The organism is uncultured Reyranella sp., assembly GCF_945957355.1.
Lineage (GTDB): Bacteria > Pseudomonadota > Alphaproteobacteria > Reyranellales > Reyranellaceae > Reyranella.
The window spans coordinates 42669-67419 of record NZ_CAMFKM010000015.1 but is presented as its reverse complement, the minus strand read 5'-3'; the positions used below and the strand labels follow the sequence as shown (position 1 = coordinate 67419).

The window sequence follows — 24751 nt, the reverse complement described above, 5'->3', positions numbered from 1 at the left end:
CCCGGGACCGCGTGCAAGCCGGCGGTTACGGCAGGCGAGAGAGGGCGCGCCAGTGCGCGGCCTGGGCAATGAAAGCCTGTTGATTGGCGAGCGCCGCCGCGAAGTCGGCGTCCCGCTCGGCCAGATCCTTGACCACGATCTCGCTGTTCTTGCGGAAGGCGGCCAGGACGTCCGGCGCCCATTCCCGGACTTCGACGCCCGACGCCTTCAGCTTCTCCAGCGCGACCCCCTGCACATTGGGAGAGCGGCCGAGCATCCAGGCGATGTTGGCCTGGCAGGCCGTCTGGATCTGTGCGCGCAGGGAGGCCGGCAGAGCCGCCCACTTGTCCTTGCGCATCAGGAAGTCGAGCACGGCCGAGGGCTGCTGCCAGCCCGGAAGATAGTAAGGAAGGCCGAGCTTGTCGAAGCCGAGCGCCGCATCCATGGCGGGCGTGGACATCTCGCCGCCATCCACGTTGCCCTGCTGCAGCTTGTAGAAGAACTCGCCCGGCGGCAGCGGCACGGCAACCGCGCCCAGGCGCGCGATTACTTCTGCCGCCAGCTTGCCGTATCGCAGCCTCAAGCCCTTGAAGTCGGCGACCGTGTTGACCTCGCCGCGGAACCAGCCGCCTCCCTTGGGACCCTGGATGCCGCAGGGAATGCCGGTCACGCCCAGCTTGTCGTAGGCGTCGCGGTGGATGCGGGCGCCGTCGCCCTCCAGCATCCAGGAGATCATATCCTCCGGCCCGAGCCCGAACGGCACCGTGGCGAAGATGTTGAATACGGGCGCCTTGCTGGCGGCGTAGCCCGACCAGGTGAAGGCGGCCTCGAGATCGCCCGCGACGATGGCGTCGAGCATCTCGGCCGTCGGCGCGACCCGGCCCGGCTCCAGGATCTTGATGGCGACGGCACCGGCCGTCATGTGCTTCACCGACCGGGTGAAGACGCGGACGCCTTCGCCGGAGCCCGGCAAGGCCGGATTGAAGGCCGTCTGCATCTGGATGACCCGCGTGGTCGACGGCGCGGCCACGTTCTTGGGAACCGCCTTGGTATCCTGGGCGAAAACGGTGCCCGTCACCGGCAGCAGTGCCGCGGCGAGTGCAATGAGTTTCACAATGTTACGGCGCACGACCGACACCATCCGTCGCCCGGCTCCCCCCAGCTCCCCAAAACCGCTTTCAGCGGCCTTCACACGGCGTGATGTTCGCACGCTGCGTGCCCGGGAACAAGCGAAAGGCGCGAGCCTATAAGGCAGCCAAGCCACGGCCGATCAGGATGCGCTGGACGTCGCTGGTGCCCTCGTAGATCTGGCAGACGCGCACATCTCTCCAGATCTTCTCCACCAGATAGTCGGAGACGTAACCGTACCCGCCGTGGATCTGAATTGCGGCCGAGCACACTTCCTCGGCCATCTCGGATGCATATAGCTTCGCCATTGCGGCCTCGGTGAGGCATGGACGGCCGGCATCGCGCAATGTTGCCGCATGCAGCACCATCTGCCGGGCGACCGTGACCTTGGTGGCCATGTCGGCCAGCCGGAACAGGACCGCCTGATGGTTCACGATCTTCGTGCCGAAGGCTTCGCGCTCCTGGGCGTAGCTGCGTGCGGCCTCGAAGGCGGCGCGCGCCATGCCCACCGACTGCGCTGCGATGCCGATGCGCCCGACCGACAGGTTGGCCAGCGCCACGCGATAGCCCTCGCCCTCTCCGCCCAGCATCGCGTCCGCGCCGACGGTGCAGTCCTCGAAGGCGATCTGGCAGGTGTCGGAAGATTTCTGGCCGAGTTTCTTCTCGACCGAGGCAACGCGATAGCCCGGCGTGTCGGTCGGCACGATGAAGCATGAAATGCCGCGCTTGGGCGAAGACGGATCGGTGACGGCGAAGACCAGCGCCATGTCGGCGGTGCGGCCCGAGGTGATGAACTGCTTCACCCCGTTCAGCACCCAGCCGTTGCCGCGCCGCTCGGCCCGCGTCTTCAGGTTGGAGGCATCGGAGCCCGCGTGCGGCTCGGTGAGGCAGAAGGCGCCCAGCATCTCGCCACGCGCCAGCGGCTTCAGCCACCTTTCCTTCTGCTCGTCCGACCCGTAGGCCAGCAACGCGGCGCAGTCGGGCGAGTTGTTGACGCTCATCACCGTCGACAGGCCGCCGTCGGCCGCCGCGATCTCCTCCAAAGCCAGCACGTAGGACACCATGTCGGCACCGGCCCCGCCCCATTCGGCGGGCACCGTCATGCCCATGAAACCGAGGCGCCCCATCTCGGCCAGCAGGGACCGCGGGATCTCGCCGGCGGCCTCCCAGGCCCGGACATGGGGCAACACCTGCTCCTGCGCAAAAGCGCGGGCGGTGTCGCGGATGAGTATCTGTTCCTCGTTGAGCAGCATGGCTACCAGGGCAACTCGGTGCCGTCGTAATTCAGGAAGCGGCCATTGTCGGCGGGCTTCAGCCCGTCGATCACCTTCACCATGGCAGGCACGCTCTGCTCGATGGTGAGCGTCGCTGCAGAGCCGCCCATGTCGGTCTGCACCCAGCCCGGATGCAGGACGACGCAGATCACGCCCTTCGACGCGAGATCGATCGACAGGCCCTTCCATTCCATGTTCAGCGCCGCCTTGCTGGCGCGATAGGAATAGCGGCCATTGTCGGCGAAGGTGATACTGCCGAGCCGGCTGGAGATGGCCACCAGCTTGCGGTCCCTGGACGACGCGACATGGTCGGCAAACGATTCGGCCATCATCAGCGGCGCCAGCGCGTTGACCTCGAACGTCTCGCGCCAGACCGCTGGATCGAGCGAACCGAGGACTGTGGCCTCCTTGCCGGAGATGCCGGCGTTGCAGATCAGCACGTCGATCGCCTCGCCCTTGAGCTTCGCCGCCAGCGCCTTCACGGCGGCGTAGTCGGTGACCTCGAGCTTGTGGGGATGGATGTCGCCTTTCACCCCGCCCAGTGCATCTGGCGTGCGGGCACAGGCATGCACCTTCCAGCCCTTGGCGGCGTACCGCTTCACGAAGTCGAGTCCCAGGCCGCGGGCGGCGCCGGTGATCAGGACTGTACTCATCGCCTGCTCCTTCGCCCTATCGGCGGGACGACATCATCCGGGCGCGCTGGCGCTGCCAGTCGCGATCCTTGATCGACTGGCGCTTGTCGTGCGCCTGCTTGCCGGTGGCCAGCGCGATCTCGATCTTGGCCCGGCCGCGCGGATTGAAATAGACCTGCAACGGCACGACCGTGCGGCCCTCGCGCTGGATGGCGCCGATCAGCTTGTTGATCTGGCCCCGGTGCAGCAGCAGTTTGCGCGCCCGGCGCGGCTCGTGATTGTTGCGGTTGCCGGAGGCGTAGATCGGGATGTTGGCGTTGACCAGCCAGGCCTCGCCGCCCTCTTCCGTCACATAGGATTCGGCAATCGTACTGCGCCCGCCGCGCAGCGACTTCACCTCGGTCCCGGTCAATGCCAGGCCGGCCTCGAAGGTCTCTTCGATGAAGTAGTTGTGCCGCGCCTTGCGGTTCTGGGCCACAACGGTGCGGTCCAGTTCCGGTTTAGCGGCCACAGGACTCTCGGTGAGCTTCTAGGAGTCTTAATCTAGTTAATGAGGCCGGCCTGTACCATGGCCTCGCGCACGGCCTTTTTGCTGCTCTCGGCGATCGGCACCATCGGGAGGCGCATTTCGGCGCTGCACTGGCCGATCAGCTCGGCGGCGTATTTCACCGGACCCGGGCTGGTCTCGCAAAACATGGCCTTGTGCAGCGGCATCAGCCGGTCCTGCAACTCGAACGCCTTGTCGAGATCGCGCTTCTTCCACGCATCGTGCATGTCGCCACACAGGCGCGGCGCGACGTTGGCCGTCACCGAGATGCACCCGTCGCCGCCCTGCGCCAGGAAGCCGAGGGCGCTCGCATCCTCGCCCGAGAGCTGCACGAAGCCCTTCTTGGCCCTGAGGCGGGTCAGGGTCGGGCGGGCCATGTCGTAGCTCGCATCCTTGATGCCCACGATGTTCCGGACCTGCGAGAGCCTGATCACCGTCTCGACCTGCATGTCGCCGCCGGTACGCGGCGGCACATTGTAGAGCAGGATGGGGATGTCGACGGCGTCGGCCACCGCCTTGAAGTGCTGGAACAGGCCTTCCTGTGTCGGCTTGTTGTAATAGGGCACGACCAGCATGGCGCCGTCGGCACCGGCCTTCTTGGCGTGCTGGGTGAGTTCGATCGCCTCGGCGGTCGAGTTCGAGCCCGTGCCGGCAATGACCGGCACGCCCGACCCTTTGGCCGCGCTGATGCAGATGTCGATGACGCGCTTATGCTCTTCCATCGAGAGGGTCGGCGATTCACCGGTGGTGCCGCACGGAACCAGCCCGTCGGTGCCTTCCTCGATCTGCCAGGCCACGAACTTCTCGAATCCCTTCTCGTCCACCGATCCGTTCTTGAACGGCGTAATCAGCGCAACGAGCGATCCGGTGAACATGGCTTTCCTCCGATTTTCCCTTGAAGATCCACTCTAGGCTCCGGGGTTTGGCGCTGCAAGGTGAGCAACATGCCATTGTGATGCCGCAACTCCCTGCCTACGATTCCTGGCGTGAAACACATGAAATCCCCCCTCATCCTGCTGGCGACGCTGCTCGCGGTCTCCCCCGCCCTGGCCCAGCCGGCCGCGCCGACCACCGGCGTGCGGCGGCTGCCGGGCGACGTCGAAAAGCCTGATCCTCCACCTTCGTCGGCGCCACCGCCCGCATCATCCGTGCAGGGAAGTGCGCCGTCGCCGGCCTCAGCGCCGCCCGCACAGGCCGTTGCCGCCAATCCGCTCAACACGGCGGAAGTCGCGGCCTTCTCGACGGCACTGAAAGCGATCGACGACGGCCGGTGGAGCGATGCGCGAGCTGTCGTCAGCAACTTCCGCAATACCCTGCTCGATCGCTATGTCGCCTGGAGCATCCTGCGGCTTGCCCCCCGGACCGAGGCGAGCTTCGCCGCGACCTGGCGCTTCCTGCGCGAGCAGCCCGACTGGCCCGAGCCTGAGGTCCTGCGCCGCCAGGCGGAGGACCGGATCGGACCCGAGACTCCCGCCACGGACGTCGTCCGCTACTTCACGGCCTTCCCGCCGCTCACCAGCACCGGCCACATGCGCCGGCTCGAGGCGGCCGGCACGGCGGCGCCCAACGACGTCGCCCGCTTCGCCCGCGACACCTGGCAGAACGCCACGCTGCGCAGTTCAGACGAGAACGATTTCCTCAATCGCTACGCCCAGCTGCTGACAGCCCCGGACCAGATCGCCCGCTTCGACCGCATCCTGCGTGAAGGCCGCCCCCAGGTGGCGCGCGATCTCGTGCCGAAGTTGCCGCCCGACTATCAGCCGATCGCCAATGCCCGCCTCGCCATGGCGACGCGCGCGGCCGACGCCGGCACGCTCCTGAAGGCCGTGGCCCCGGCGCGTCTCGCGGAAGCGCCGCTTCGCCTGGAGCGCTTGCAGTGGATCCGGCGCACGGGAACGCTCGACGAGGCAAAGGCCGCTCTTTCCGGATCGATCCCCAACCAGACCGACGCCTGGTGGACCGAGCGCAACCTCGTCGTGCGCGGTCTGCTGGATGCCAACCGGCCCGCCGACGCCTACGCCGTCGCCATCGGTCACGGTCTCACCAAGGGCGTTGCCTTTGCCGAGGCCGAGTTCCTCGCCGGCTGGATTGCGCTCCGCCAGCTCAAGAAGCCGGCGGTAGCGCTGAAACATTTCTCCACGCTGTACGATGGTGTCTCGACCGATCTGTCGAAGAGCCGCGGCGCCTATTGGCTGGCGCGTACCTATGAGGCGGCCAGGCAGACCAAGGACTCCAACGACTGGTACACGCGCGCCGCCGGCTACGGCCAGACCTTCTATGGCCAGCTCGCCGCCAGGAAACTTCAGGGCGTCAGCCCGAAGTTCCCGGTGGATCCCGTGCCCACCGCTGCCGACAAGCAGGCGCTGGCCGGTCGCGAGCTCGCGACGATGGCGCGCTATCTCGGCCAGGTCGAGGAGTACGACCGGGCCCGGCCGTTCCTGCTGCGCCTCGCCCGCGCGGTCACGTCGCCGGGCGAGGTGGCGCTGCTGGCGCAACTCTCCCTCGACCTCAAGCGTCCCGATGTCGGGCTCACGGTGGCCCGCCGCGGCGCGGAGAATGGCGTGGTGCTGTTCGACGCGGCATTTCCCATCGTCGATCTCGGCGCCACCGGGTCGATCGAACGGGCGCTGGCCCTGGCGCTCGCCAAGCAGGAAAGCTCGTTCAATGCCGGCGCGGTCTCGACGTCGGGCGCCCTCGGTCTGATGCAGCTCCTGCCCGGCACGGCGCGCGACGTGGCCGGCCGCGCGAAAGTACCGTTCATCCAGGACAAGCTCACGCGCGATCCGGCCTACAATGTCCAGCTGGGCAGCCAGTATCTCGCCGAGATGCTGCAGCGTTTCGGAGGTTCCTACGAGTTGGCGCTGGCGGCCTATAATGCCGGCCCCAACCGGGTGGCGCGCTGGATCGAGGCCGGCGGCGACCCGCGCACCGCCAAGATCGACATGATCGACTGGATCGAAATGATCCCCTTCCGCGAGACGCGCAACTACGTGCAGCGCATCATGGAGGCGGTCACCGTCTATCGCAGCCGTCTCAACGGCCCGTTCCAGACGGTGCCTCCGGCCGTCGGCCGGTCATAGAACCGGCATGTCGGAAACGTCCGGTGCGGCGCGGCGTTGATCCGCATCAAGGCCCGCGCTGCCGTTGTGACGGCAACATGATTGGAACGCTTCGAGGTACACCATGACCGATGCCCTGCTCCTCGCCTGTCCCCGCTGCAGCACCCTGAACCGCTTTCCGCGGGAGAGGCTGGCGGCGGGTAACAAAGGCAAGTGCGGCCAGTGCGGCTCGCCGCTGTTCGACGGCCATCCCGTCGCCCTCGATGCGCGCAGCTTCGAAGCGCACGCCACAAAGAGCGATCTCCCGGTGCTTGTCGACTTCTGGGCACCCTGGTGCGGGCCCTGCAAGGCCATGGCGCCTCAGTTCGAGCGCGCGGCGGCCCGGCTCGAACCCGCCGTGCGGCTGGCGAAGATCAATACGGACGAGGAGCAGGACCTCGCGCAACGGTTCGGCATTCAGGGGATCCCGACGATGATCCTGTTCCATCACGGCAAGCCGATCGCCCGCCAGTCCGGCGCCATGGACGCGAGCGCCATCGAGCGCTGGACGCGCGACGCGCTGGCGCGGTGAAGCCTCAGCGGCAGTAGAGCGGTCTCTATCCTGCCGGAACCGGCGAGCATTGCGCGCTTCAGAGGCGCGACACCACCTTCTGCAGCTTCTCGCGGACCTGTTCTGCTGCCTGCTTGAGACGGGGATTCTCGACCGCCATCATCGAGGCCACGGGATCGATCGCCGCGACCTCGACCCTCCCGTCCGGTGCTTCTTGGATCACGACATTGCACGGCAGCATGGTGCCGATGTTGCCTTCGATCTGCAGCGCCTCGTGGGCGAGCTTGGGATTGCAGGCGCCGAGAATCCGGTAGCGTCGGAAGTCGACGCCGATCTTCTTCTTCAGCGTATCGGCAACGTCGATCTCGGTGAGGACACCGAACCCCTCTTCCTTGAGTGCCGCCGTGGTACGGCGCACCGCCTCGTCAAAATCCGGGCCGAGGGTCGTGCCGATGTAATAGGACATGTCGTGTCTCCTTTCAGGCCGCGCGTCCAGGCGGCTGCGTTTCATCGTGTTCCGGGCGCAGGCGGTCGACGCCAAGAAGCTTCATCATCAATCGCTCGTATGCCGGCTCGGCGGCACCGCTGCGCACCTTGTGCAGGAAATACTTCTCGAAGCCGACCTTGGCCGCATGCACCCAGTAGCCACGGCTCGACCAGTTGACGTTGCGTGGAGGGATCTGGGGCAGCGCGACGAAGGCCACGCCGTCGTTGCCGAAGTCGGCGAGGCAGACGGCATTCCAGGTGGGTTCGCTCGATGGCGTGCGGCCGGCGATCAGGGCTGCGATATTCTGCGCAACCGCCGCGACCATCGATTCGATCATGTAGCCGGTCTTGGGAACGCCAACCGGCACCGGGGTCTGTTCGTAGGGTGGGATGGCGATGCAGACGCCGACGGCAAAGACGTTCCCGTACGCCGGGTTGCGCTGGTGCTTGTCGACCAGCACGAAGCCGCGCGGATTGGCGAGGCCTGGCAACCCCTTGCCGTCGTCACCCATGAGGCAGGAGACGCCGCGGAATGCCGGAATGAGCATCGCGAGCCTGGCCGGAAGGCGATGCTGGGGACCGGGCTTGCCCTCCCCCACGATCTCGGTGCATTCGACGGCATCCGCCTCGACCCGGTCGATCCGCACGCTGGTCACCCATTTGATGTTGTGATCGCGCAGCACTGATTCGAGCAGGCCCTTGGTGTCGCCAACCCCACCCAGCCCGAGGTGGCCGATATAGGGCTCGGCGGTCACGAAGGTGATCGGCACGCGGTCTCGAATCTTGCGCCGGCGCAGGTCGGTGCTCAACATCAGGGCGAATTCGTAGGCTGGGCCGAAGCAGGAAGCACCCTGCACCGCGCCGACGACGACCGGACCGGGATCGACACAGAACTTCTCCCACCGCTCTGCCGCCGCCTCGGCATGGTCGACATGACAGACCGAGAGGCTGTGTGCGTCCGGACCCAGGCCCGGTACTTCGTCGAAGGCGAGCGCCGGCCCGGTCGCAATGACCAGATAATCGTAGGTAATCCGGCGGCCGTCGTTCAACTCGATGGCGTTCTCGGCGGGATGGACACGCTTCGCACCGCTGGCATCGAAGCCGATGCCGAGCTTCTCCAGCACCTCCGGCAGATGGACCTTGATGTCCTCGGGCTTGCGCCAACGCAAGGCGACCCAGGGATTGGATGGCACGAAGTGGAACCACTGAGAATCGGACACGATCATGATGTCTGCTGCGCGGCCGACCACCGTCCGCAGTTCGTACGCCATCGAAATTCCGCCGATTCCAGCACCGACAACGACGATCTTCGGCATGGCATCCTCCGATCTTCAAGGCAGCAGCGTTTCACATCCAGCGGTAGCGGGCCTTGCGATGCATCAAGGAACTCCAGTGCCCAATGTCCATGCTGCACCGATGAAGCACAGTCGCCCCATCGAGCGCAGCGAGGTCATTTATCCGCAAGCGTCAGGAGAAAGCGGTGCCGGCCTTGCAGCCGAGGCGCTTGAAGATCATCGCCGCGGGACAGAAGCCGGTGAACGAGGCCTGCACGAGGTTGAGCCCGACGAAGGCGGTGAACAGCAGCCAGTAGGGGCTGTGGAGCTGGCTCAGCGCGAGGCTGACCAGGACCATCATTCCGGCAAAGGCCATCACGGCACGGTCGATCGACATGTTTCTCTCCTCCTCACGTTACCGGCGATGCGCCGGCCGACAATAGACACCCTGCAGAACACCGATCACCGCGGCGACGCTGCTGTCGGCCAGCGAATAGTGAATCGACTGCGACTCCCGGCGCGCCCTGACCAGTCCGGCGTCGCGCAGCCTGGCAAGATGCTGCGACAGCGCCGACTGGCTGAGTCCGACGATGCGCTCGAGCTCGCCCACGGAGCGTTCGCCGTTCAAGAGCTCGCACAGGATGATCAGACGCCGGTCGTTAGCGATCGACTTCAGGAAGGAAGCCGCCTCGCCGGCGCGGGATCGAAGCTCCTCTATATTCATGATTGCTAATTTAGATTTTGCTAATATATATGTCAAGCCCGCCGCAAGGAGGGCTGCCAGCGAGGAACGCAACATGATCCGCACGACCGCCGCCGCCACGCTTCTGATAGCGGGCCTCCTCTCGCCCGCCGTCGCCCAGCAGGCCGTCACCCGCCAGCAGGTCGACGATCGAAAGGCCGTAATCGCCACGGTGGAACCGGTCCGGGAGCTGGTTGCCCGCGCGCGCATCGGCGGCACCATCGTCGCACTCTCCGTGCGCGAGGGCGACCAGGTAGCCGCGGGAGACCGCATTGCCCTCGTAGTGGATCCTAAGCTCGCCCTGCAGATCCAGGCGCTCGAATCGCGTATCCAGGCGCAGAGCGCGGCACGCGAGCAGGCCCAGATCGACCTGAACCGCATAGAACAACTGCGGACTTCGGGCACTGTCTCCCAATCCCAGCTCGATCAGGCACGCACGCGCCTCAGCGTGGCCGAGCGAACCTACCTGGCGCTGCGCTCGGATCGCGAGGTCGTCGAGCAGCAATCGACGGAGGGCGCCGTTCTGGCGCCGGCATCTGGCCGCATACTCAAGGTTCCCGTATCGGTCGGCAGTGTCGTGCTGCCGGGCGAGACGATCGCCACCCTGGCCACCGACAACTACATCCTCCGCCTACAGCTTCCCGAACGGCACGCCCGGTTCATGAAGGCAGGCGACGAGATCCTCGTGGGATCTCGTGGCCTCCAACAGCAGGATCAGGAGACGCTGCGCCGGGGCCGCGTGCGGCTGGTCTATCCGCAGATCGACCAAGGGCGGGTGATTGCGGATGCCGAAGTCGACGGTCTGGGCGACTTCTTCGTCGGCGAACGCACGCGGGTCTATGTCGCCACCGGCAAGCGCGACGCGCTGGTGGTGCCGGCCGGACTTGTCTACCGCCGCTACGGCGTCAGCTACGTGAAGCTGAAGGACGGCACCGAGGTCGTGGTTCAGCCCGGACTGCCGGTCGACGGCGGCATCGAGGTGCTCTCGGGTCTCAACGAGGGCGACGTGGTGGCCCGGCCATGAAGCTCGGAATCTCCGGCGCGCTGACCCGCGCCTCGATCTCCTCGCCCCTGACGCCGCTCTTCCTCGTGGCGGCTGTGCTCGTGGGAACGCTGGCATTGCTGTCGCTGCCGCGGGAAGAAGAACCCCAGATCAGCGTCCCGATGGTCGATATCCAGGTGGCGGCCAACGGCTACAAGGCCGGTGACGCCATTGAGCTGATCACCAAGCCGCTCGAGGACATCGTCAAGGCGATCAACGGCGTGGAACACGTCTATTCGTTCACCCAGGACGACGCTGTGCTGGTGACCGCGCGCTTCCTGGTGGGTACGTCGGAAGATGCCGCCCTGCTGCGCATCCACGAGAAGATCCGGGCCAACATCGTCGATCTGCCCAAGGGTATCCCCGAGCCGCTGATCGTCGGCCGCGGCATCAACGACGTGGCGATCATCACCCTGACGCTCGAGCCGAAGCCTGGCGCGGCGGCACGCTGGACCGGCAATGGTCTGTTCCAGATCGCCGACGAGCTGCGCCACGAACTCGTCAAAACCGACGATGTCGGCCTCAGCTACATCGTCGGCGGCAGCCCCAACCAGATCCGCGTCGAGCCCGACCCGGAGCGGCTGGCGCTGTATGGAATCACGCTCAACCAGCTCGTCGACAAGCTGGCCAACGCCAACCGTTCGTTCGTGGCCGGCGCGTTCCGCCAGCTCAACCGTACCGTGCCCGTGGTCGTCGGTCAGACCCTGCAGGGCGTGCCCGACGTCGGCCTGCTCCTGCTCACGTCGCGCGACGGCCGTCCTGTCTACGTCAAGGACGTTGCCACCATCGTCGTCGGTGCCGCCGAGCCCGGCCACCGAACCTGGACCCTCACCCGAGGCGCCTCGGGCGAACTCGAGACCCGGCCCATGGTGACGCTGGCCTTCGCAAAGCGCAGCGGCGCCAATGCGGTCATCGTCGCCGACCAGATCCTGGAGCGGCTGAAATCGGTGCAGGGCGCCCTCGTGCCCGACGACGTCACCGTCACGGTCAGCCGGAATTACGGCGAGACGGCAACCGAGAAGGCCGACGAACTCCTGTTCCATCTGGCCCTCGCGACCGTTTCGATCGTGCTGCTGATCGCCGTCACCGTCGGCTGGCGCGAAGGCGTCGTCGTCCTGGTGGTGATCCCGACCACGATCCTGCTCACCCTCTTCGCCTCATGGCTGATGGGCTACACCATCAACCGCGTCAGCCTGTTCGCCCTGATCTTCTCGATCGGCATCCTCGTCGACGACGCGATCGTCGTGGTCGAGAACATCGTGCGGCATTGGCAGGCGCGTGGAGGAGCCGATCTCAAGACCACCGCGATCGAGGCGGTTTCGGAGGTCGGCAATCCCACCATCGTGGCCACGCTCACCATCATCGTGGCTCTCCTGCCCATGATGTTCGTGAGCGGCCTTATGGGCCCGTACATGAGCCCGATCCCGGCCAACGCCTCGATGGCCATGATCTTCTCGTTCTTCGTCGCCGTCGTCATCACACCGTGGCTGCTGTACCGCGTCGCCGGACGCCATTTCGCCAAGGCATCGCCGGCCGCGGGGGCAGCCCACGGCCACGGCGAGGCGGGCATGCTTGGCCGGCTCTTCCTCAGTATCGCCCGGCCGCTGCTGCGGGGCCGCCGGCGTTCGGGCTTGTTCCTGCTGATCGTCGGACTCGCGACGGCCGCGGTCTGCGTGCTGTTCTTCACCCGCGACGTCGCGGTCAAGCTGCTGCCCTTCGACAACAAGTCCGAACTCCAGGTCGTCGTGGACCTGCCGCAGGGCACGACCCTGGAGGAGACCGACCGTTTCCTGATGGCGGCCGCCCGTCGCCTCAAGGACCTGCCGGAGATGACCTCGATCCAGGTCCATGCGGGAACAGCTGCGCCGTTCAACTTCAACGGCCTCGTGCGCCACTCCTATCTCCGGGCGTCGCCCCAGCAAGGTGACCTCCAGATCAATCTCCTGCCGAAGGACAAGCGCGCCCGCGCCAGCCACGCGATCGCCCTCGACGTGCGCAAGCGACTGGACGGGCTCGACCGGCCAGAGGGCAGCGTGGTCAAGGTCGTCGAAGTGCCGCCCGGCCCGCCCGTCCTCGCCACCTTGCTGGCCGAGATCTACAGTCCTGACGAGAAGACGCGCCGCGAGACCGCGATCAAAGTCCGCGAGGCCTTCGCGAAGGTGCCGTTCGTCGTCGACCTAGACGATACCTTCCGTCCGCCCGGCGAACGCCTGCGCTTCTCGATCAACCAGGAGAATCTCGAATTCTACGGCGTCGAGGAACAGGCCGTGTACGACACCATTGCCGCCATCATCGGCGGGGTGAAGGTCGGCTATTCGCAGCGCAGCCACAATGCGAAACCCATCGAGATCGTGGTCAAGCTGCCGCGCAGCGCCGAGTCGCTCAGCGAACGCATCCTGTCGACGCCGCTGCCCGCGGGCGGCACGCGCCGACAGGGGGCGAACGTCGAACTGGGTGACGTCGTGACGGTCAAGCGCGAGCCCGCTTCCTACACGCTGTTCCGGCGGGACGGTCGCTTCGCCGAGATGGTGCAGGCCGAGGTGGCCGGCCGTTTCGAGGCCCCGATTTACGGCATGCTTGCCGTCGAGGACGAGATCGCCAAGCTCGACTGGGGCAAGGCCGGGCCGCCCAAAATCCTCTATCACGGCCAGCCGACCGACGAGTCCGGTTCCGCTCTGCTCTGGGACGGTGAATGGGAGGTGACCTATGTCACCTTCCGCGACATGGGCGCCGCCTTCGGCGTAGCCATCCTCGGCATCTACCTGCTGGTCGTGGCCCAGTTCGGCTCCTACCGCCTGCCGCTGGTGATCCTGACGCCCGTGCCGCTCACCCTCATCGGCATCGTGCTGGGTCACTGGATGTTCGGCGCGCCGTTCACCGCCACGTCGATGATCGGCTTCATCGCCCTCGCCGGCATCATCGTGCGCAACTCGATCCTGCTGGTCGATTTCATCCAGCATCGTCGCGCCGAGGGCGCTGGCCTGCGCGACGCCCTGCTCGAAGCGGGCGCAATCCGCTTCAAGCCGATCTTCCTGACGGCCGCCGCAGCCATGATCGGCGCCGCTTTCATCCTCACCGACCCGATCTTCCAGGGGTTGGCGATCTCCATGGTATTCGGGCTCGCATCCTCCACCGCCCTCACGGTGCTGGTGATCCCGGCCATCTACGTCTGGCTGCGCGACGACGGGAAGGAAGCGAGCGCGCCATGACCACCGGGAACGACGGACTCTTCCGGAGATTCACCCGATGCGCTTCAGGACGGCTTCCGGCAGCGGCCCCTTGTTCACCGCGGCGATCGCTTCCTCGAGGTGCTGCAACGTCGAGTAACCGACCAGCATCGTCGACACGGCCGGATGCGAGATCACGAACCGCTCGCCGAGCTCGGCCAGGCTTGCAGCCCCTGCCTCCTTTGCCAGAGGCTCCAAATCGCGCGCGCGCGCCACATCGCCCGCGAAATCCGGGGCGGAGCCGATCGGCGGGACCTGTTGCTGGGCGAGCGGATGACGGTCCATGGTTCCGGAAAGCGCGCCACCGGCCAATGCACGGATGACGATCGTCCCCATGCCGGCCGCTTGGGCCCTGTCGAGCAGGCGGCCATAGTCGAGGCCGGGCGCGCCCTTGGGCATCGGTCCGCCGGCACTGGGATTCAGCGCGTTGTAGACGACCTGCACCGTGTCGAAGAGTTTCGAGTCGACGGCCTTCATCAGGGCCGCGGGCTCGCCCACGCCGCTGAAGCCGATGAAGCGGGTCTTTCCCTCCTTCCGCAGCTTCTCGAGCGCCGGCACGACTTCGTTCAGGGCGATGTCGACATCCAGTTTGTCCCCGCCGTCCGTGGCCGCCAGTGGGTTGTGGAGCTGCAGCAGGTCGACATGGTCCCGGCCCATCCGCTTCAAGCTTTCCTCGGTCGAACGGGTGACCAGACCCGCGACGTCGGCGCGGTCCGCGGCGGTCAGGCGGAACTTGGTGCCGACCACAACATCGGCCTTCAGCGCCCTCAGTACGCGGCCGAGATTCTTTTCCGATTCGCCATCGCCATATTTCGCCGCCGTGTCGAAATAGTTGATTCCGGCCTCGATCGCGCGCGCCGCGGCGCGCTCCTGGTCCGCCGCGGCCCCCTTGGTGAACAATCCACCGACCGCGCCGGCGCCATAGCCAAGCACCGAAACCTCAAGGCCCGTCCGGCCGAGCTTGCGCTTCTGCATTGTCTTCTCCCGGTGGTCTGATGGACGCGCGCAACCGCGGTTGCGCCGTCAAGACTGGTCGATTCGAACCTGGCCGGCTTCGTTGTCCACCACGACGTGATTGTCATAGTAGGTGACGACCGGCCTGGCGCCGAAGGCCGCTTCCATGCGCGCCTCCCACTCCGGCGTGTACCAGGCTCGGGCCGCCGCTTCCGAGGCCCAGAGATAGACACCGCCGCCGCCCGCCTCTCCGTTGAGATAGTACTTCTTCAGGAGGCCCTTCGCGCCGAGTGCGGTATAGGTCGGCGCCGATTTGGTGGCGGCCTCGACGGCGGCGTCGCGTGGACGTTTCGACATGGGGATTTGAACGATGGCGATGAACATGCTTGTTAGCCTACGGTCTGGGCCGCTGCGGAGCAATTGAATGGCCGTCATCCTGCCAGGCGTCGAGATGTGCGTCTTCGACGCCTACGGTACGCTGTTCGACTTCAACTCGGCGGTGGTACGCCATCGCAGGGCGCTCGGACGTTCGGCGGATGCCCTGTCCGAGCTGTGGCGGACCAAGCAGATCCAGTACACGTGGCTGCGCAACGCCATGGGCGCCTATGCGCCCTTCTGGCAGGTGACGGGAGAAGCGCTCGACCATTGCCTGGCGGCCCATCGCATCGCCGATCCCGCCGTGCGCGAGCGGCTGATGGGCGCCTACCTCGCCCTCGATCCGTTTCCCGAGGCGCCGGGGATGCTGGCGTGCCTGTCGCGCGCGGGCAAGCGGGCCGCGATCCTGTCCAACGGCAATTCCGGCATGCTCGACCCGATGGTGACGGCCTCGGGCCTTGCCGGTCATTTCGAGGCGGTGCTGAGCGTCGACGAGGCGGGCGTCTTCAAACCCGATCCGCGCGTCTATCGGCTGGTCGAGGCACGATGTGGCGTGACGCCTGACAAAGTATGTTTCCTCTCCTCGAACTGCTGGGACGCGCATGGCGCCGCGCAGTTCGGCTTCCGCGCCGTCTGGGTGAACCGGACCGGCGCGCCCGACGACAACCTGCCCGGCACGCTCGCGGCCCAAATCCGCGATCTTTCCGACCTACCTGACCTGATTGGTGTTCGACGATGAGTTCGCTTCCGACTTTTGCTGATGTCCAGGCCGCTGCCCGCCGACTGGAGGGCGTCACGATCCGTACGCCGCTGCTCGAGAACGAGCGGGTCAACCGGCGGCTCGGCGGCCGCCTGTTCCTCAAGGCGGAGTGCCTGCAGCGCACCGGCTCGTTCAAGCTGCGCGGCGCCTACAACTTCCTCGCCTCGATGAGCGAGGCCGATCGCGCCAAGGGCGTCGTCGGCTGGTCGTCGGGCAACCATGCCCAGGGGTTGGCCGAGGCGGCCCGCCTGCTCGGCACCAAGGCCACCATCGTCATGCCGGCCGATGCGCCCGCGCTGAAGGTCGCCAACACCCGTGCGAGCGGCGCGGAGGTCGTGCTGTACGACCGCGTGAAGGACAGCCGGGAAGCGATCGGCGAAGGCATCGCCGCCACGACCGGCGCCACCATCGTGCCGCCCTACGATCATCCCTGGATCCTGACGGGCCAGGGCACCGCTGGCCTCGAGATCGCCGAGCAGGCCAGGGCGCTGGGCGTCGCCCTCGATGCGGTCGCTGCGCCCTGCTCCGGCGGAGGCCTGGCGACCGGCGTGGCGCTGGGCGTCAAGGGCATCAGCCCGACGACCACGGTGCATGCTGGCGAGCCCGCCGGCTTCGACGATCTCGCCCGCTCGCTAGCATCGGGCACCAAGCAGAAGAACGAGAAGCTCTCCGGCTCGATCTGCGATGCGCTGCTGGCGCCGACGCCGGGCGATGTCACCTTCCCGCTGGCGCAGCAGGTGCTGGGGCCGGGCCTTGTCGTCACGGACGACGAAGTGCTGGACGCCATGGAACTGGCCTTCCGCGAGTTCAAGCTGGTGGTCGAGCCCGGTGGCGCCGTTGCGCTGGCCGCCGCCCTAACCGGGAAGCTGCCTGTAAAGGGCCGCGCCGTGGCCGTCGTCTGCTCGGGCGGCAATGTCGATCACGCCACGTTCGAGCGGGCGCTCGACCGGATGCCTAACGGCCCCGCATGACGATGTCGGGGCGCAACCGGCGTGAATGGCGGATCATCCTCTGGATCTGCCTGACAAGCGCCGTCATCAGCGCCTATTTCGGCTACGCGGTGGCTCCTGCCGACGACCCACCCCTGATGGGCGCCGTGCAGGGCGTCCTCACGTCCCTGCTGATCGCCACGCCGATCGCCTTCTTCGAAGTGCGCCGCGCGCGCATCCATTCGCTTGCCTGGATGCGCGGCCTGCCGCTCGCCGGCTATTTCCTCGTAAAGGTCGTGTTCTATTGCGTCGTCATTGTCGCCGGCCTGATCCTTTCGCGCCTCCTGATGTCGATCGGAAACCGGCAATTCGTCATTTTCGATCCGATCTTCCAGAACTCCCTGCTCTTCTCGCTCGGCATGTCGGTGGTCGGCAACCTCATCATCGAGACGGGCCGCCTGCTGGGTTTCGGCACCCTGAAGAACCTGCTGCTCGGGCGCTATGCCCGACCGCGAAGCGAGCGCAGGGCGTTTCTGCTGATCGACATGAAGGATTCGACCGGGCTCGCGGAGAAGCTTGGCGCGATCCGGTTCCACGAACTGCTCAATGCCTTCTTCCGTGACATCGCCGACGCCGCCCTGGAGTGCGATGCGGAAATCCACAAATACGTGGGAGACGAGGCGATCCTGACCTGGCCGGAGGGGCTCGCGCTCAGTGGAGACGACTGTCTCGGTTGCCCATTCCTTGCCCGCCAGAACATCTCCCGCAACGCTGCGCGCTACCGCGACAGGTTCGGTGCGGTCCCCGAGTTTCGTGCGGCGCTGCATTGCGGAGTGATCGTCGCCGGCGAAATCGGCGACGTGCGCAGAGAGATCGCCTATGTCGGAGACACGCTCAACGTAGCGGCACGCCTGCTCGAATCGTCCAAGGCCCTCGGCCACGACGTGCTCGTCTCCGCCGATATGCTGGAGCACTCGCGCCTTCCGCGCGATCTGCAGGTCGAGCCGCTGCCGACACTCACGATCCGCGGCCGCGACGCGCCGCTGGAGATCGCCGCGCTATCGCTGCGAGCCGACCGGCATCAGGGCTGAGGCTTGCCGGGCGACTTCAGCCGGGCGAGCAGGCTGCCGAGAATACCCTTCGGAAGGAAGATGATGAACAGGACCAGCAGGACGCCGTAGACCAGATTGTCCCAGCCGACGGCCTTGGTCCCGAAGCCGATGCGCAGGACCTCGGCCAGCAGGATGGTGATGATGGCGCCCACGGTGGGCCCGAGGGCCACGTAGATGCCGCCCACCACAGCCGCGAACACCATCTGCAAGGAGACCGCGATGCCGCTCACCGTATCGGGCGATATGAACATCTGGTACTGGCCGTAGAGAGCACCCGCCATCGCAGTCATGACGGCACTGATCACGGTGATGCGCAGCTTCTCGGCCGTCACGTTGACGCCGGCCGCGGCCGCTGCGTCCTCGTCCTCCGAGATCGCCTCCATCGCGTACCGGCTCATGCTGTGGTCGATCCAGTACCAGACCGCGAGGCCACCGGCCCAGACGCCAAGCGCGATCAGGTACCACACGACCTTGTCGTCGAACTGCAGGGCCAGGAGATGGCTGCCCTTCGTCCGCTCAGGCGTGTAGCCGAGCGAGCCGCCGGTATAGTCGCGGGTCGCAATGATGATCTGCAGGACGATGCCCGACAGCGCGAGCGTCACCAGTGCGAAATAATGTCCGGTGATGCGGAAGCGAAAGCAGGGATAGGCCACGACCAGCGCCAGCGCTCCGGCGCAGAGCATGGCCGCCGGAATGCCGATCCAGGGCGAGATCCCGAGATGGTTCCACAGCAGCGCCGTCACGTAGGCGCCGACGCCCATGAAGCCGCCATGGCCCAGCGACACCAGACCGAAGCGCCCCATCATCGACCAGGACGTATAGGCGAACGACCAGATGAGGATCAGCACCAGGATGTGTAGATGGTAGGGGTCACGGTACACGAAGGGCAGCGCGACCAGCGCCGCCAGGCCGATGCCCCAGGCGAGTTGCTTGTTCATGGGCGCTTCGCCAGGAGGCCCGCGGGCCGGATGAACATCATGACGATGAAGAAGCCGAAGGCCAGCACGTAGCCCCATTCGAGGTCGGAGAAGAGGCCGCCGAGCGAGATGATCTCGGCGAACAGGAAGGCCGCCACGAAGCCGCCCACGAAGTTGCCCAATCCGCCCAGTACGCAGATCAGGAAGGTGATCGGGCCGAACGACAGGCCGACGAAGGGATGGACGTCGTACTGCAGCACCAGCAGGCAGGCCGCAAGCCCGGCCAGTCCGCCGCCGAGCGCCGACGTGACGAGGTAGATCTTCTTCGTGTCGACGCCCATCAGCGCCATGATCTGGCGGTCCTGGGCAATGGCGCGGATGGCGGTGCCGGTGTAGGTCCGCGTCATGAAGAGATAGACCGCGACCATGCCGACCAACGCGGCGATGAAGGCCAGCAGGCGGGCGTAGCTGAAGTGCATCTCGCCCAGCGCCAGCACCGGCAGACGGATGCCGAGATTGCGGAAGTCGATGCCGAAGGCCACCGTCGCGAAGCTCTGCAGCACGAACAGGACGCCGCCGGTCGCCAGCAGCTGGTTGATCGGCGGCGCTCCCAGCAGCGGCTCTATCACCAGGAAGTGCAGGGCAGCACCCATCGCCGCGACCAGCAGGATGCAGATCGGTGCGGCAACCCAATAGGGCAGGCCGTACACTGAGAACAGGTAGTACATGCCGTACATGCCGACCATCACCAGCTCGGCGTAGCAGATCCACGTCACGTCGATGACGCCGAAGATCAGGTTGAGGCCGAGCGCGAGCAGCGCCAGCACGCCGCCCAGCAGGATGCCGTTGACCAGCGCCTCGAGCAGGTAGATGTCGAAAATTTCCATCATCGCTTCACCTAAACGCCGAGATACGCCTGCCGGATGGAATCGTCCGCCAACAGGTCGGCTGACGCGCCGGACGCCCGGATCGAACCGGCCTCCAGCAGATAGGCGCGATCGACGACCTGCAGCACCTGCTGCACGTTCTGCTCGACGATCAGCACCGTGAGGCCGCCGGCCCGGATGCGCTTCACCAGCTCGAACACCTGCTGCACGACCACGGGCGCGAGGCCGGCCGACGGCTCGTCGAGCAGCAGCAGCTTGGGATCGCTCATCAGCGCACGCCCGATGGCGCACATCTGCTGCTCGCCGCCCGACATGGTCCCGGCGAGCTGATTGCGGCGCTCCTTCATGCGTGGGAACAGGTCGAAGACGAAGTCCATGCGCTCGCGATAGCGCGCCCGCGCCTCGGGCATGAAGGCGCCCATGCGCAGGTTGTCCTCGACGCTGAGCCGCGGGAACAGCCGCCGGTTCTCCGGCACGTGGGCGATGCCGAGGCTGACGATCCGGTGCGGCGGGGTCGTCAGCACGTCGGTGCCCTGCATGGCGATCGTGCCCCGGGTCGGACGGATCAGGCCGGAGATCACGCGCATCAGCGTGGTCTTGCCCGCCCCGTTGGGCCCGATGACGCCGACGGCCTCGCCGGCCTTGACGTCGAGGTCGATGCCGAACAGCGCCTGGAACCTGCCGTAACCGGCATCGATCGATCTGACTTCGAGCATGCTTGCGGGCCCCGTCAACGCTTGGCCGGGCCGGCGGCCGCGGCGGCGGCGGCCGTCGCCTGCGTGGCGTGTGCGTCCGTGCCGAGATAGACCTCGATCACCCGGGGATCGTGTGACACCGCGCTCGGCAGGCCCTCGGAGATCTTTTCGCCGTGGTCCAGCACCATGACGCGATCCACGACCTTCATCAGCACGCCCATGATGTGCTCGACCCAGATGATGGTGATGCCGAGTTCGCTGCGGATCTTGCGCAGCATGTCGGCCGCCTGGTCCATCTCGGCCTCGTCGAGACCGCCCAGGCTCTCGTCGGCCAGCAGCAGCTTCGGCCCCGTGGCGATCGCCTTCGCCAGTTCCAGTTTCTTAAGGCCGGCCGCACCCAGTCCGTCGACGCTGGCACTGCGATCGGTCGGCAGGCCGACCATGGTGAGCGCGCGCTCGGCCGCCTCCTCCGCCCGTATCAGGCTGTGGCTGCCCTGCCCGTAATAGCCGGCCAGCACCACGTTCTCGAAGATGCTCAGGCGGCGAAACGGCCGCGGAATCTGGAAGGTTCGCCCGACGCCGGCGTTGATGATGCGATGCGACGGCAGGCCCGCGATTTCCCGGCCGTCGAACCGGATCGACCCGGACGTCGGCGCGAACGTTCCCGACAGCATGTTGAAGATCGTGCTCTTGCCCGAACCGTTGGGGCCGATCAGGCCGAGAATCTCGCCCTGATCGACCTTGAACGATACGCTGTTTACGGCCGTGAACCCGCCGAAACGCTTTACCAAACCCTCGACGACCAACACGGCGCGCCCTCGTTCGTTACGGCCGCGGCCTACTGGTTGCTGAATCCCGAGGTCTTGGGCAGGGGCAGCACCGGCTCGCGCTGTTGCTGGCTCTTCGGCCACACCACGTACGACTTGTCGTCGACATACTGGATGATGACTGGGAACGAGCGCTCGTTCTGGCCGGCGATCGGCGAGCCCTCGCCCGCGAACTTCACGCCGAAGCCCAGCATCGTGCCGCCCTCCGGCAGGTCGACCTCGAGAGCGGCCTTGCGCAGCGCGTCGGGATCGACACCGCCATACTTCTTGATGGCGCGCGGCAACACCTCGGTGAAGAACACGTAGGCGTTGGAAGCGGCGATACCGACATGCGCCGAACGGATCGCGACACCCGGCTTGATCTTGTCGAACTCCTCCCCGACCATCTTGATCATCGGCGGCAGCTTCGGATCGAGAGTCGCCTGATTGGCCAGCCAGATCGAGATCGGATCGATGTTGAACACGTAGTTCACATCGTTGCCCATGCCGTCCTTGAGCTTCTCGTAGACGCCGTAGCCCGCGCCATGGCCGACCAGCGCACCGAACTTCAGTCCCTGCTCGCGCGCCTGGCGGGCGAACAGCGTGATGTCGGGGTTGTAGCCGGTATGGAAGATCACGTCGGGACGGGCCCGCTTCAGCTTGGTCACCAGCGACGACAGGTCGGGCGCGGTCGCCGAATAGCCTTCCTTCAGGACGATGTTGAAGCCGGCCTTCTTGGAGCCAGCCTCATTGCCCTTGGCCACGTCGACGCCGTACGACCCATCCTCGTGGATGATCGCCACGCGCATGTCCTTCGGCTCCTTGCCGAACTTCGCCTTGGCGTTCTTCTCGATCATGTCGGCGGCCATTAGGCCGAACTGCTGGCCGCTCGCCTGCGGCCGGAACACGTATTTCAGGTTCTTGTTCTCGACGACGCCCGTCGAGATGCAGGTGGTGATCCACATGAAGTTCTTGAGCTGCTCGACGCGAGCGGCGACGGGAACGCATTGCGCCGACGAGAAGAACCCCATCACGAGGTTGACCTTCTCCTGCTCGATCAGGCGGACAGCTTCATTGATAGCGACGTCGGGCTTGCTCTGCGCGTCGGCGTAGATCGCCTCGATCTTGTATCCCTCGACCCCACCCTGCTTGATGAAGTTGTCGATCATGATCTTGGCGCCGGTGTAGTTCAGCTCCGAGCCGCCGCCGGCCAGCGGGCCGGTCAGATCGTAGATGACGCCGATCTTGATCTTCTTTTCCTGGGCCTGGGCGGAGACTGCCATGCCCAACGCCGTAACGGCGGCAAGCGCCCCACCCAAAATGCGGACAGCCCTACGCATGAGCATGAACTCCTCCCATAGACCTTTAATGTTTGTTGTCCCCATCACAGGGAACGCGGGAGGTTCTGTCAAGCGTTTCGCGCTAGCGTCCTTCTCCTGGCGTGAGGATCTCGAACATCATGCCTGCCGGCGGGTCCATCATCGAAAACAGCGCACCGAGCTTCGGGATCTCGCCTTCGAGCTTCAGCGCACCGCTCGCCAGCGCGTCGGGAATGGTGAGCTTGCGCATCACGATCTGGTCCATCGTGGCGCGCGTCGTTGTCACGGACACGTCGGCGTTGGCCGCGACTTCTCCCACGCGATGGGTGAGCGTGCTGTGCTTCAGCGTGAGCACCAGCGTCTCGTTTCGATCGGTGAAGCGCCAGTTGACGACCAGCGACTGCCCGGCGGCCTTCGCCGCATCGAGGCGGATTGCCATGAGGTCGAAGAAGACGTCGCTGGTGAGGCCGGCCAGCGTGTCGGCGCCCATGCCGGGCCGCACCGGCATCTGGAACACGCCATGGCGCAGTTCCTGCGCGCCGTAGAGGAAGGCGTTGCGCCACGTGGCGGACTCGGCCTGGTAGCCCATCTGCTCTAGCGCGTCCGCGCACAACGCGCGGGCCTCCTTGTTGTCCCGCTCGGCGTAGACGACCTCCTTCATGACCTGCGCCACCCAACGGAACTCGCCCCTGGCGAAGTCGGCCCGCGCCTTTTCGATCACCGCGGCCGCGCCGCCCATGTACTCGACGAACTTCCGCGCCGCCGGCGCCGGCGGTAGCGGATGCAGGTTGCAGGGATTGGCGTCGTACCAGGACAGGTAACGCTGATAGACGGCCTTCACGTTGTGGCTGACCGACCCGTAATAGCCCCGAGCCGACCAGCGCTCGGCGAGACCCGGCGGCAGCTCGATCACCTCGGCGATCTCGGCAGGGCGCCAGCCGCGGTTCATGTAGCGCAGGGTCTGGTCGTGGATGTGCTTGTAGAGGTCGCGCTGCGCCTCGAGATAATCGATGATCTTCGCGGTGTCCCAGGTCGGCCAGTGATGCTGGCCGATCAGCACCTTGGTCTTCGGGCCATACAGCGCGATCGCGTCGCCGATATACTTGGCCCAGATGCGCGGATCGCGCGCCACGGCGCCGCGCAGCGGGATGAAGTTGTGTAGCAGCGGACAGGCATTCTCCGCCATGTTGAGCACGCCGAGCTGCGGATAGAACATGTGCATCTCGGCCGGCGCCTCGGTCTCCGGCGCCAGCTGGAAGACGATCTCGACGCCGTCGATCACATGCGTCTCGACCGGCTTCTCGATCGACTGTGTCGGGGCGATCAGCCCGGGCGTGCCGCGCGCCACGCTCTTGCCGAGGCCGGCATCGACCTGGCCCCGCGCACCGCGAGGCAGCATCGTGCCGAACTGGAACTGCGCGCGCCGGGCCATCGGCGGCCCTGCCAGCACGTTCTCGCCCGACACCGCCTCCATGAAGCCGGCCGGCGCGATCACCCGCACCTTGCCCGCCTTGACGTCCGCTTCGTCGATCACGCCACGGACGCCGCCGAAGTGGTCGACGTGGCTGTGGGTGTAGATGACCGCGACGACGGGCTTGCGGGGCCGGTGCGCGTAGTAGAGGTCGAGCGCCGCGCGGGAAACTTCAGCGGTGGTGAGCGGATCGATCAGGATCAGCCCGCTGTCGCCCTCGATCACCGTCAGGTTTGCGATGTCGAAGCCGCGCAGCTGGAAGAGCCGGTCCGTGACCTTGAACAGTCCGTTGGCGAGGTTGAGGCGCGCGATCCGCCACAGGCTCGGATTGACCGTGTCGGGCGCCAGCTCGCCGTCGATGAAGGCATACTCGCCCAGGTTCCAGAGGACAGTGCCGCCGCCGGTGCGCACGATCCCCTCGGGCACGGTCGCGATCAGGCCGCGCTTCGCGGCCTCGAAGTCGGCCGTGTCGGCGAAGGGCAGCCTGGCCGCCATCGCCGCATTGGCGGCCCTGGTTGCGGGTTCGGCGTCGCGCGCGGCGTCGAGATGGGAGGAAGGAACGGGAACGGACGACGCGGACGCCATG

At 66.4% G+C, this 24751-nt stretch carries 24 protein-coding genes; 7 read left to right on the top strand and 17 right to left on the bottom strand.

The genetic code is table 11. The features are described from left to right. Positions 1–25 precede the first annotated feature (25 nt). The 5 genes from Q0Q48_RS21975 to dapA form a co-directional block, all read right to left on the bottom strand. Entirely contained in the window at positions 26–1108 is a 1083-nt protein-coding gene (locus tag Q0Q48_RS21975) for a TRAP transporter substrate-binding protein (RefSeq protein ID WP_295142658.1), read from the bottom strand. Positions 1109–1223: 115 nt separating this feature from the next. Next, positions 1224–2360 (bottom strand): acyl-CoA dehydrogenase family protein, encoded by a 1137-nt coding sequence (locus Q0Q48_RS21970; RefSeq protein ID WP_295142655.1) that lies wholly within the window; start codon positions 2358–2360, stop codon positions 1224–1226. Positions 2361–2362: 2 nt separating this feature from the next. Further along, positions 2363–3034 carry an SDR family oxidoreductase gene (locus tag Q0Q48_RS21965; RefSeq protein WP_295142653.1) on the bottom strand — a complete coding sequence of 224 codons (672 nt, stop codon included), beginning with the start codon at positions 3032–3034 and terminating at the stop codon, positions 2363–2365. 16 nt (positions 3035–3050) lie between these two features. Continuing rightward, entirely contained in the window at positions 3051–3524 is a 474-nt protein-coding gene (gene smpB / locus Q0Q48_RS21960; protein ID WP_295142651.1) for an SsrA-binding protein SmpB, read from the bottom strand. A gap of 32 nt (positions 3525–3556) precedes the next feature. After that, positions 3557–4435, bottom strand: a complete 879-nt coding sequence (gene dapA / locus Q0Q48_RS21955) for a 4-hydroxy-tetrahydrodipicolinate synthase (RefSeq protein WP_295142649.1) — start codon at positions 4433–4435, stop codon at positions 3557–3559. A 120-nt stretch (positions 4436–4555) separates the two neighbouring features. Here dapA and Q0Q48_RS21950 point away from each other — a divergent pair, with 120 nt between their 5' ends. After that, positions 4556–6640 carry a lytic transglycosylase domain-containing protein gene (locus Q0Q48_RS21950; RefSeq protein WP_295142647.1) on the top strand — a complete coding sequence of 695 codons (2085 nt, stop codon included), beginning with the start codon at positions 4556–4558 and terminating at the stop codon, positions 6638–6640. A gap of 103 nt (positions 6641–6743) precedes the next feature. Next, on the top strand, positions 6744–7190 hold the full coding sequence (gene trxC / locus Q0Q48_RS21945; RefSeq protein ID WP_295142644.1) for a thioredoxin TrxC: 447 nt from the start codon (positions 6744–6746) through the stop codon (positions 7188–7190). Positions 7191–7248: 58 nt separating this feature from the next. Here the strand turns inward: trxC and Q0Q48_RS21940 are convergent, their stop codons facing one another. The 4 genes from Q0Q48_RS21940 to Q0Q48_RS21925 form a co-directional block, all read right to left on the bottom strand. Beyond that, positions 7249–7635, bottom strand: coding sequence for a DUF302 domain-containing protein (locus tag Q0Q48_RS21940; protein WP_295142640.1), 387 nt, complete (start codon positions 7633–7635; stop codon positions 7249–7251). 13 nt (positions 7636–7648) lie between these two features. Further along, complete coding sequence (locus Q0Q48_RS21935) at positions 7649–8971, bottom strand: FAD/NAD(P)-binding oxidoreductase (protein WP_295142637.1); 1323 nt, start codon at positions 8969–8971, stop codon at positions 7649–7651. Between the two features lie 151 nt (positions 8972–9122). Then, positions 9123–9326 carry a DUF2892 domain-containing protein gene (locus tag Q0Q48_RS21930; protein WP_295142634.1) on the bottom strand — a complete coding sequence of 68 codons (204 nt, stop codon included), beginning with the start codon at positions 9324–9326 and terminating at the stop codon, positions 9123–9125. An 18-nt stretch (positions 9327–9344) separates the two neighbouring features. Continuing rightward, positions 9345–9653, bottom strand: coding sequence for a metalloregulator ArsR/SmtB family transcription factor (locus tag Q0Q48_RS21925; RefSeq protein WP_295142632.1), 309 nt, complete (start codon positions 9651–9653; stop codon positions 9345–9347). A 73-nt stretch (positions 9654–9726) separates the two neighbouring features. Here Q0Q48_RS21925 and Q0Q48_RS21920 point away from each other — a divergent pair, with 73 nt between their 5' ends. Then, complete coding sequence (locus Q0Q48_RS21920; protein ID WP_295142629.1) at positions 9727–10695, top strand: efflux RND transporter periplasmic adaptor subunit; 969 nt, start codon at positions 9727–9729, stop codon at positions 10693–10695. Further along, on the top strand, positions 10692–13922 hold the full coding sequence (locus Q0Q48_RS21915; protein ID WP_295142626.1) for an efflux RND transporter permease subunit: 3231 nt from the start codon (positions 10692–10694) through the stop codon (positions 13920–13922). Before Q0Q48_RS21920 ends, Q0Q48_RS21915 begins: the two co-directional genes overlap by 4 nt. A gap of 30 nt (positions 13923–13952) precedes the next feature. Here the strand turns inward: Q0Q48_RS21915 and Q0Q48_RS21910 are convergent, their stop codons facing one another. Both Q0Q48_RS21910 and Q0Q48_RS21905 read right to left on the bottom strand, forming a co-directional pair. Continuing rightward, entirely contained in the window at positions 13953–14915 is a 963-nt protein-coding gene (locus Q0Q48_RS21910) for an aldo/keto reductase (protein ID WP_295142623.1), read from the bottom strand. Between the two features lie 48 nt (positions 14916–14963). Further along, positions 14964–15251 (bottom strand): monooxygenase, encoded by a 288-nt coding sequence (locus Q0Q48_RS21905; RefSeq protein ID WP_295142620.1) that lies wholly within the window; start codon positions 15249–15251, stop codon positions 14964–14966. A gap of 67 nt (positions 15252–15318) precedes the next feature. Here Q0Q48_RS21905 and Q0Q48_RS21900 point away from each other — a divergent pair, with 67 nt between their 5' ends. The 3 genes from Q0Q48_RS21900 to Q0Q48_RS21890 are packed head-to-tail and all read left to right on the top strand — an operon-like array spanning position 15319 to position 18049. Beyond that, on the top strand, positions 15319–16008 hold the full coding sequence (locus Q0Q48_RS21900) for a haloacid dehalogenase type II (protein ID WP_295142616.1): 690 nt from the start codon (positions 15319–15321) through the stop codon (positions 16006–16008). Next, a complete protein-coding gene (locus Q0Q48_RS21895; protein WP_295142613.1) occupies positions 16005–17000 on the top strand; it encodes a threonine/serine dehydratase in 996 nt (331 codons plus the stop codon). Before Q0Q48_RS21900 ends, Q0Q48_RS21895 begins: the two co-directional genes overlap by 4 nt. Further along, the gene (locus tag Q0Q48_RS21890) at positions 16997–18049 is read left to right on the top strand and encodes an adenylate/guanylate cyclase domain-containing protein (protein WP_295142610.1); all 1053 of its coding nucleotides are present in this window, start codon (positions 16997–16999) and stop codon (positions 18047–18049) included. The genes Q0Q48_RS21895 and Q0Q48_RS21890 overlap by 4 nt, the downstream gene beginning before the upstream one ends. Here Q0Q48_RS21890 and Q0Q48_RS21885 read toward each other — a convergent pair. The 6 genes from Q0Q48_RS21885 to Q0Q48_RS21860 form a co-directional block, all read right to left on the bottom strand. Next, on the bottom strand, positions 18040–19008 hold the full coding sequence (locus Q0Q48_RS21885; protein WP_295142608.1) for a branched-chain amino acid ABC transporter permease: 969 nt from the start codon (positions 19006–19008) through the stop codon (positions 18040–18042). The genes Q0Q48_RS21890 and Q0Q48_RS21885 overlap by 10 nt on opposite strands. Next, positions 19005–19874 carry a branched-chain amino acid ABC transporter permease gene (locus tag Q0Q48_RS21880; RefSeq protein WP_295142605.1) on the bottom strand — a complete coding sequence of 290 codons (870 nt, stop codon included), beginning with the start codon at positions 19872–19874 and terminating at the stop codon, positions 19005–19007. Before Q0Q48_RS21880 ends, Q0Q48_RS21885 begins: the two co-directional genes overlap by 4 nt. An 11-nt stretch (positions 19875–19885) precedes the next feature. Beyond that, positions 19886–20590: an ABC transporter ATP-binding protein gene (locus tag Q0Q48_RS21875; protein WP_295142602.1), complete on the bottom strand. Its 705-nt coding sequence runs from the start codon at positions 20588–20590 to the stop codon at positions 19886–19888. A 14-nt stretch (positions 20591–20604) separates the two neighbouring features. Continuing rightward, positions 20605–21378 (bottom strand): ABC transporter ATP-binding protein, encoded by a 774-nt coding sequence (locus Q0Q48_RS21870; RefSeq protein WP_295142599.1) that lies wholly within the window; start codon positions 21376–21378, stop codon positions 20605–20607. Positions 21379–21407: 29 nt separating this feature from the next. Beyond that, positions 21408–22721 carry an ABC transporter substrate-binding protein gene (locus tag Q0Q48_RS21865; protein WP_366915301.1) on the bottom strand — a complete coding sequence of 438 codons (1314 nt, stop codon included), beginning with the start codon at positions 22719–22721 and terminating at the stop codon, positions 21408–21410. A gap of 76 nt (positions 22722–22797) precedes the next feature. Further along, complete coding sequence (locus tag Q0Q48_RS21860) at positions 22798–24750, bottom strand: alkyl sulfatase dimerization domain-containing protein (protein WP_295142593.1); 1953 nt, start codon at positions 24748–24750, stop codon at positions 22798–22800. Position 24751: the final 1 nt, after the last annotated feature.

Coding starts and splice junctions, on each gene's coding strand:
- Q0Q48_RS21970 (WP_295142655.1), bottom strand. CDS start 2,360: ATGCTGCTCAACGAGGAACAGATACTCATCCGCGACACCGCCCGCGCT.
- Q0Q48_RS21965 (WP_295142653.1), bottom strand. CDS start 3,034: ATGAGTACAGTCCTGATCACCGGCGCCGCCCGCGGCCTGGGACTCGAC.
- dapA (WP_295142649.1), bottom strand. CDS start 4,435: ATGTTCACCGGATCGCTCGTTGCGCTGATTACGCCGTTCAAGAACGGA.
- Q0Q48_RS21950 (WP_295142647.1), top strand. CDS start 4,556: ATGAAATCCCCCCTCATCCTGCTGGCGACGCTGCTCGCGGTCTCCCCC.
- trxC (WP_295142644.1), top strand. CDS start 6,744: ATGACCGATGCCCTGCTCCTCGCCTGTCCCCGCTGCAGCACCCTGAAC.
- Q0Q48_RS21940 (WP_295142640.1), bottom strand. CDS start 7,635: ATGTCCTATTACATCGGCACGACCCTCGGCCCGGATTTTGACGAGGCG.
- Q0Q48_RS21935 (WP_295142637.1), bottom strand. CDS start 8,971: ATGCCGAAGATCGTCGTTGTCGGTGCTGGAATCGGCGGAATTTCGATG.
- Q0Q48_RS21930 (WP_295142634.1), bottom strand. CDS start 9,326: ATGTCGATCGACCGTGCCGTGATGGCCTTTGCCGGAATGATGGTCCTG.
- Q0Q48_RS21925 (WP_295142632.1), bottom strand. CDS start 9,653: ATGAATATAGAGGAGCTTCGATCCCGCGCCGGCGAGGCGGCTTCCTTC.
- Q0Q48_RS21920 (WP_295142629.1), top strand. CDS start 9,727: ATGATCCGCACGACCGCCGCCGCCACGCTTCTGATAGCGGGCCTCCTC.
- Q0Q48_RS21915 (WP_295142626.1), top strand. CDS start 10,692: ATGAAGCTCGGAATCTCCGGCGCGCTGACCCGCGCCTCGATCTCCTCG.
- Q0Q48_RS21910 (WP_295142623.1), bottom strand. CDS start 14,915: ATGCAGAAGCGCAAGCTCGGCCGGACGGGCCTTGAGGTTTCGGTGCTT.
- Q0Q48_RS21905 (WP_295142620.1), bottom strand. CDS start 15,251: ATGTCGAAACGTCCACGCGACGCCGCCGTCGAGGCCGCCACCAAATCG.
- Q0Q48_RS21900 (WP_295142616.1), top strand. CDS start 15,319: ATGGCCGTCATCCTGCCAGGCGTCGAGATGTGCGTCTTCGACGCCTAC.
- Q0Q48_RS21895 (WP_295142613.1), top strand. CDS start 16,005: ATGAGTTCGCTTCCGACTTTTGCTGATGTCCAGGCCGCTGCCCGCCGA.
- Q0Q48_RS21890 (WP_295142610.1), top strand. CDS start 16,997: ATGACGATGTCGGGGCGCAACCGGCGTGAATGGCGGATCATCCTCTGG.
- Q0Q48_RS21885 (WP_295142608.1), bottom strand. CDS start 19,008: ATGAACAAGCAACTCGCCTGGGGCATCGGCCTGGCGGCGCTGGTCGCG.
- Q0Q48_RS21880 (WP_295142605.1), bottom strand. CDS start 19,874: ATGGAAATTTTCGACATCTACCTGCTCGAGGCGCTGGTCAACGGCATC.
- Q0Q48_RS21875 (WP_295142602.1), bottom strand. CDS start 20,590: ATGCTCGAAGTCAGATCGATCGATGCCGGTTACGGCAGGTTCCAGGCG.
- Q0Q48_RS21865 (WP_366915301.1), bottom strand. CDS start 22,721: ATGCTCATGCGTAGGGCTGTCCGCATTTTGGGTGGGGCGCTTGCCGCC.
- Q0Q48_RS21860 (WP_295142593.1), bottom strand. CDS start 24,750: ATGGCGTCCGCGTCGTCCGTTCCCGTTCCTTCCTCCCATCTCGACGCC.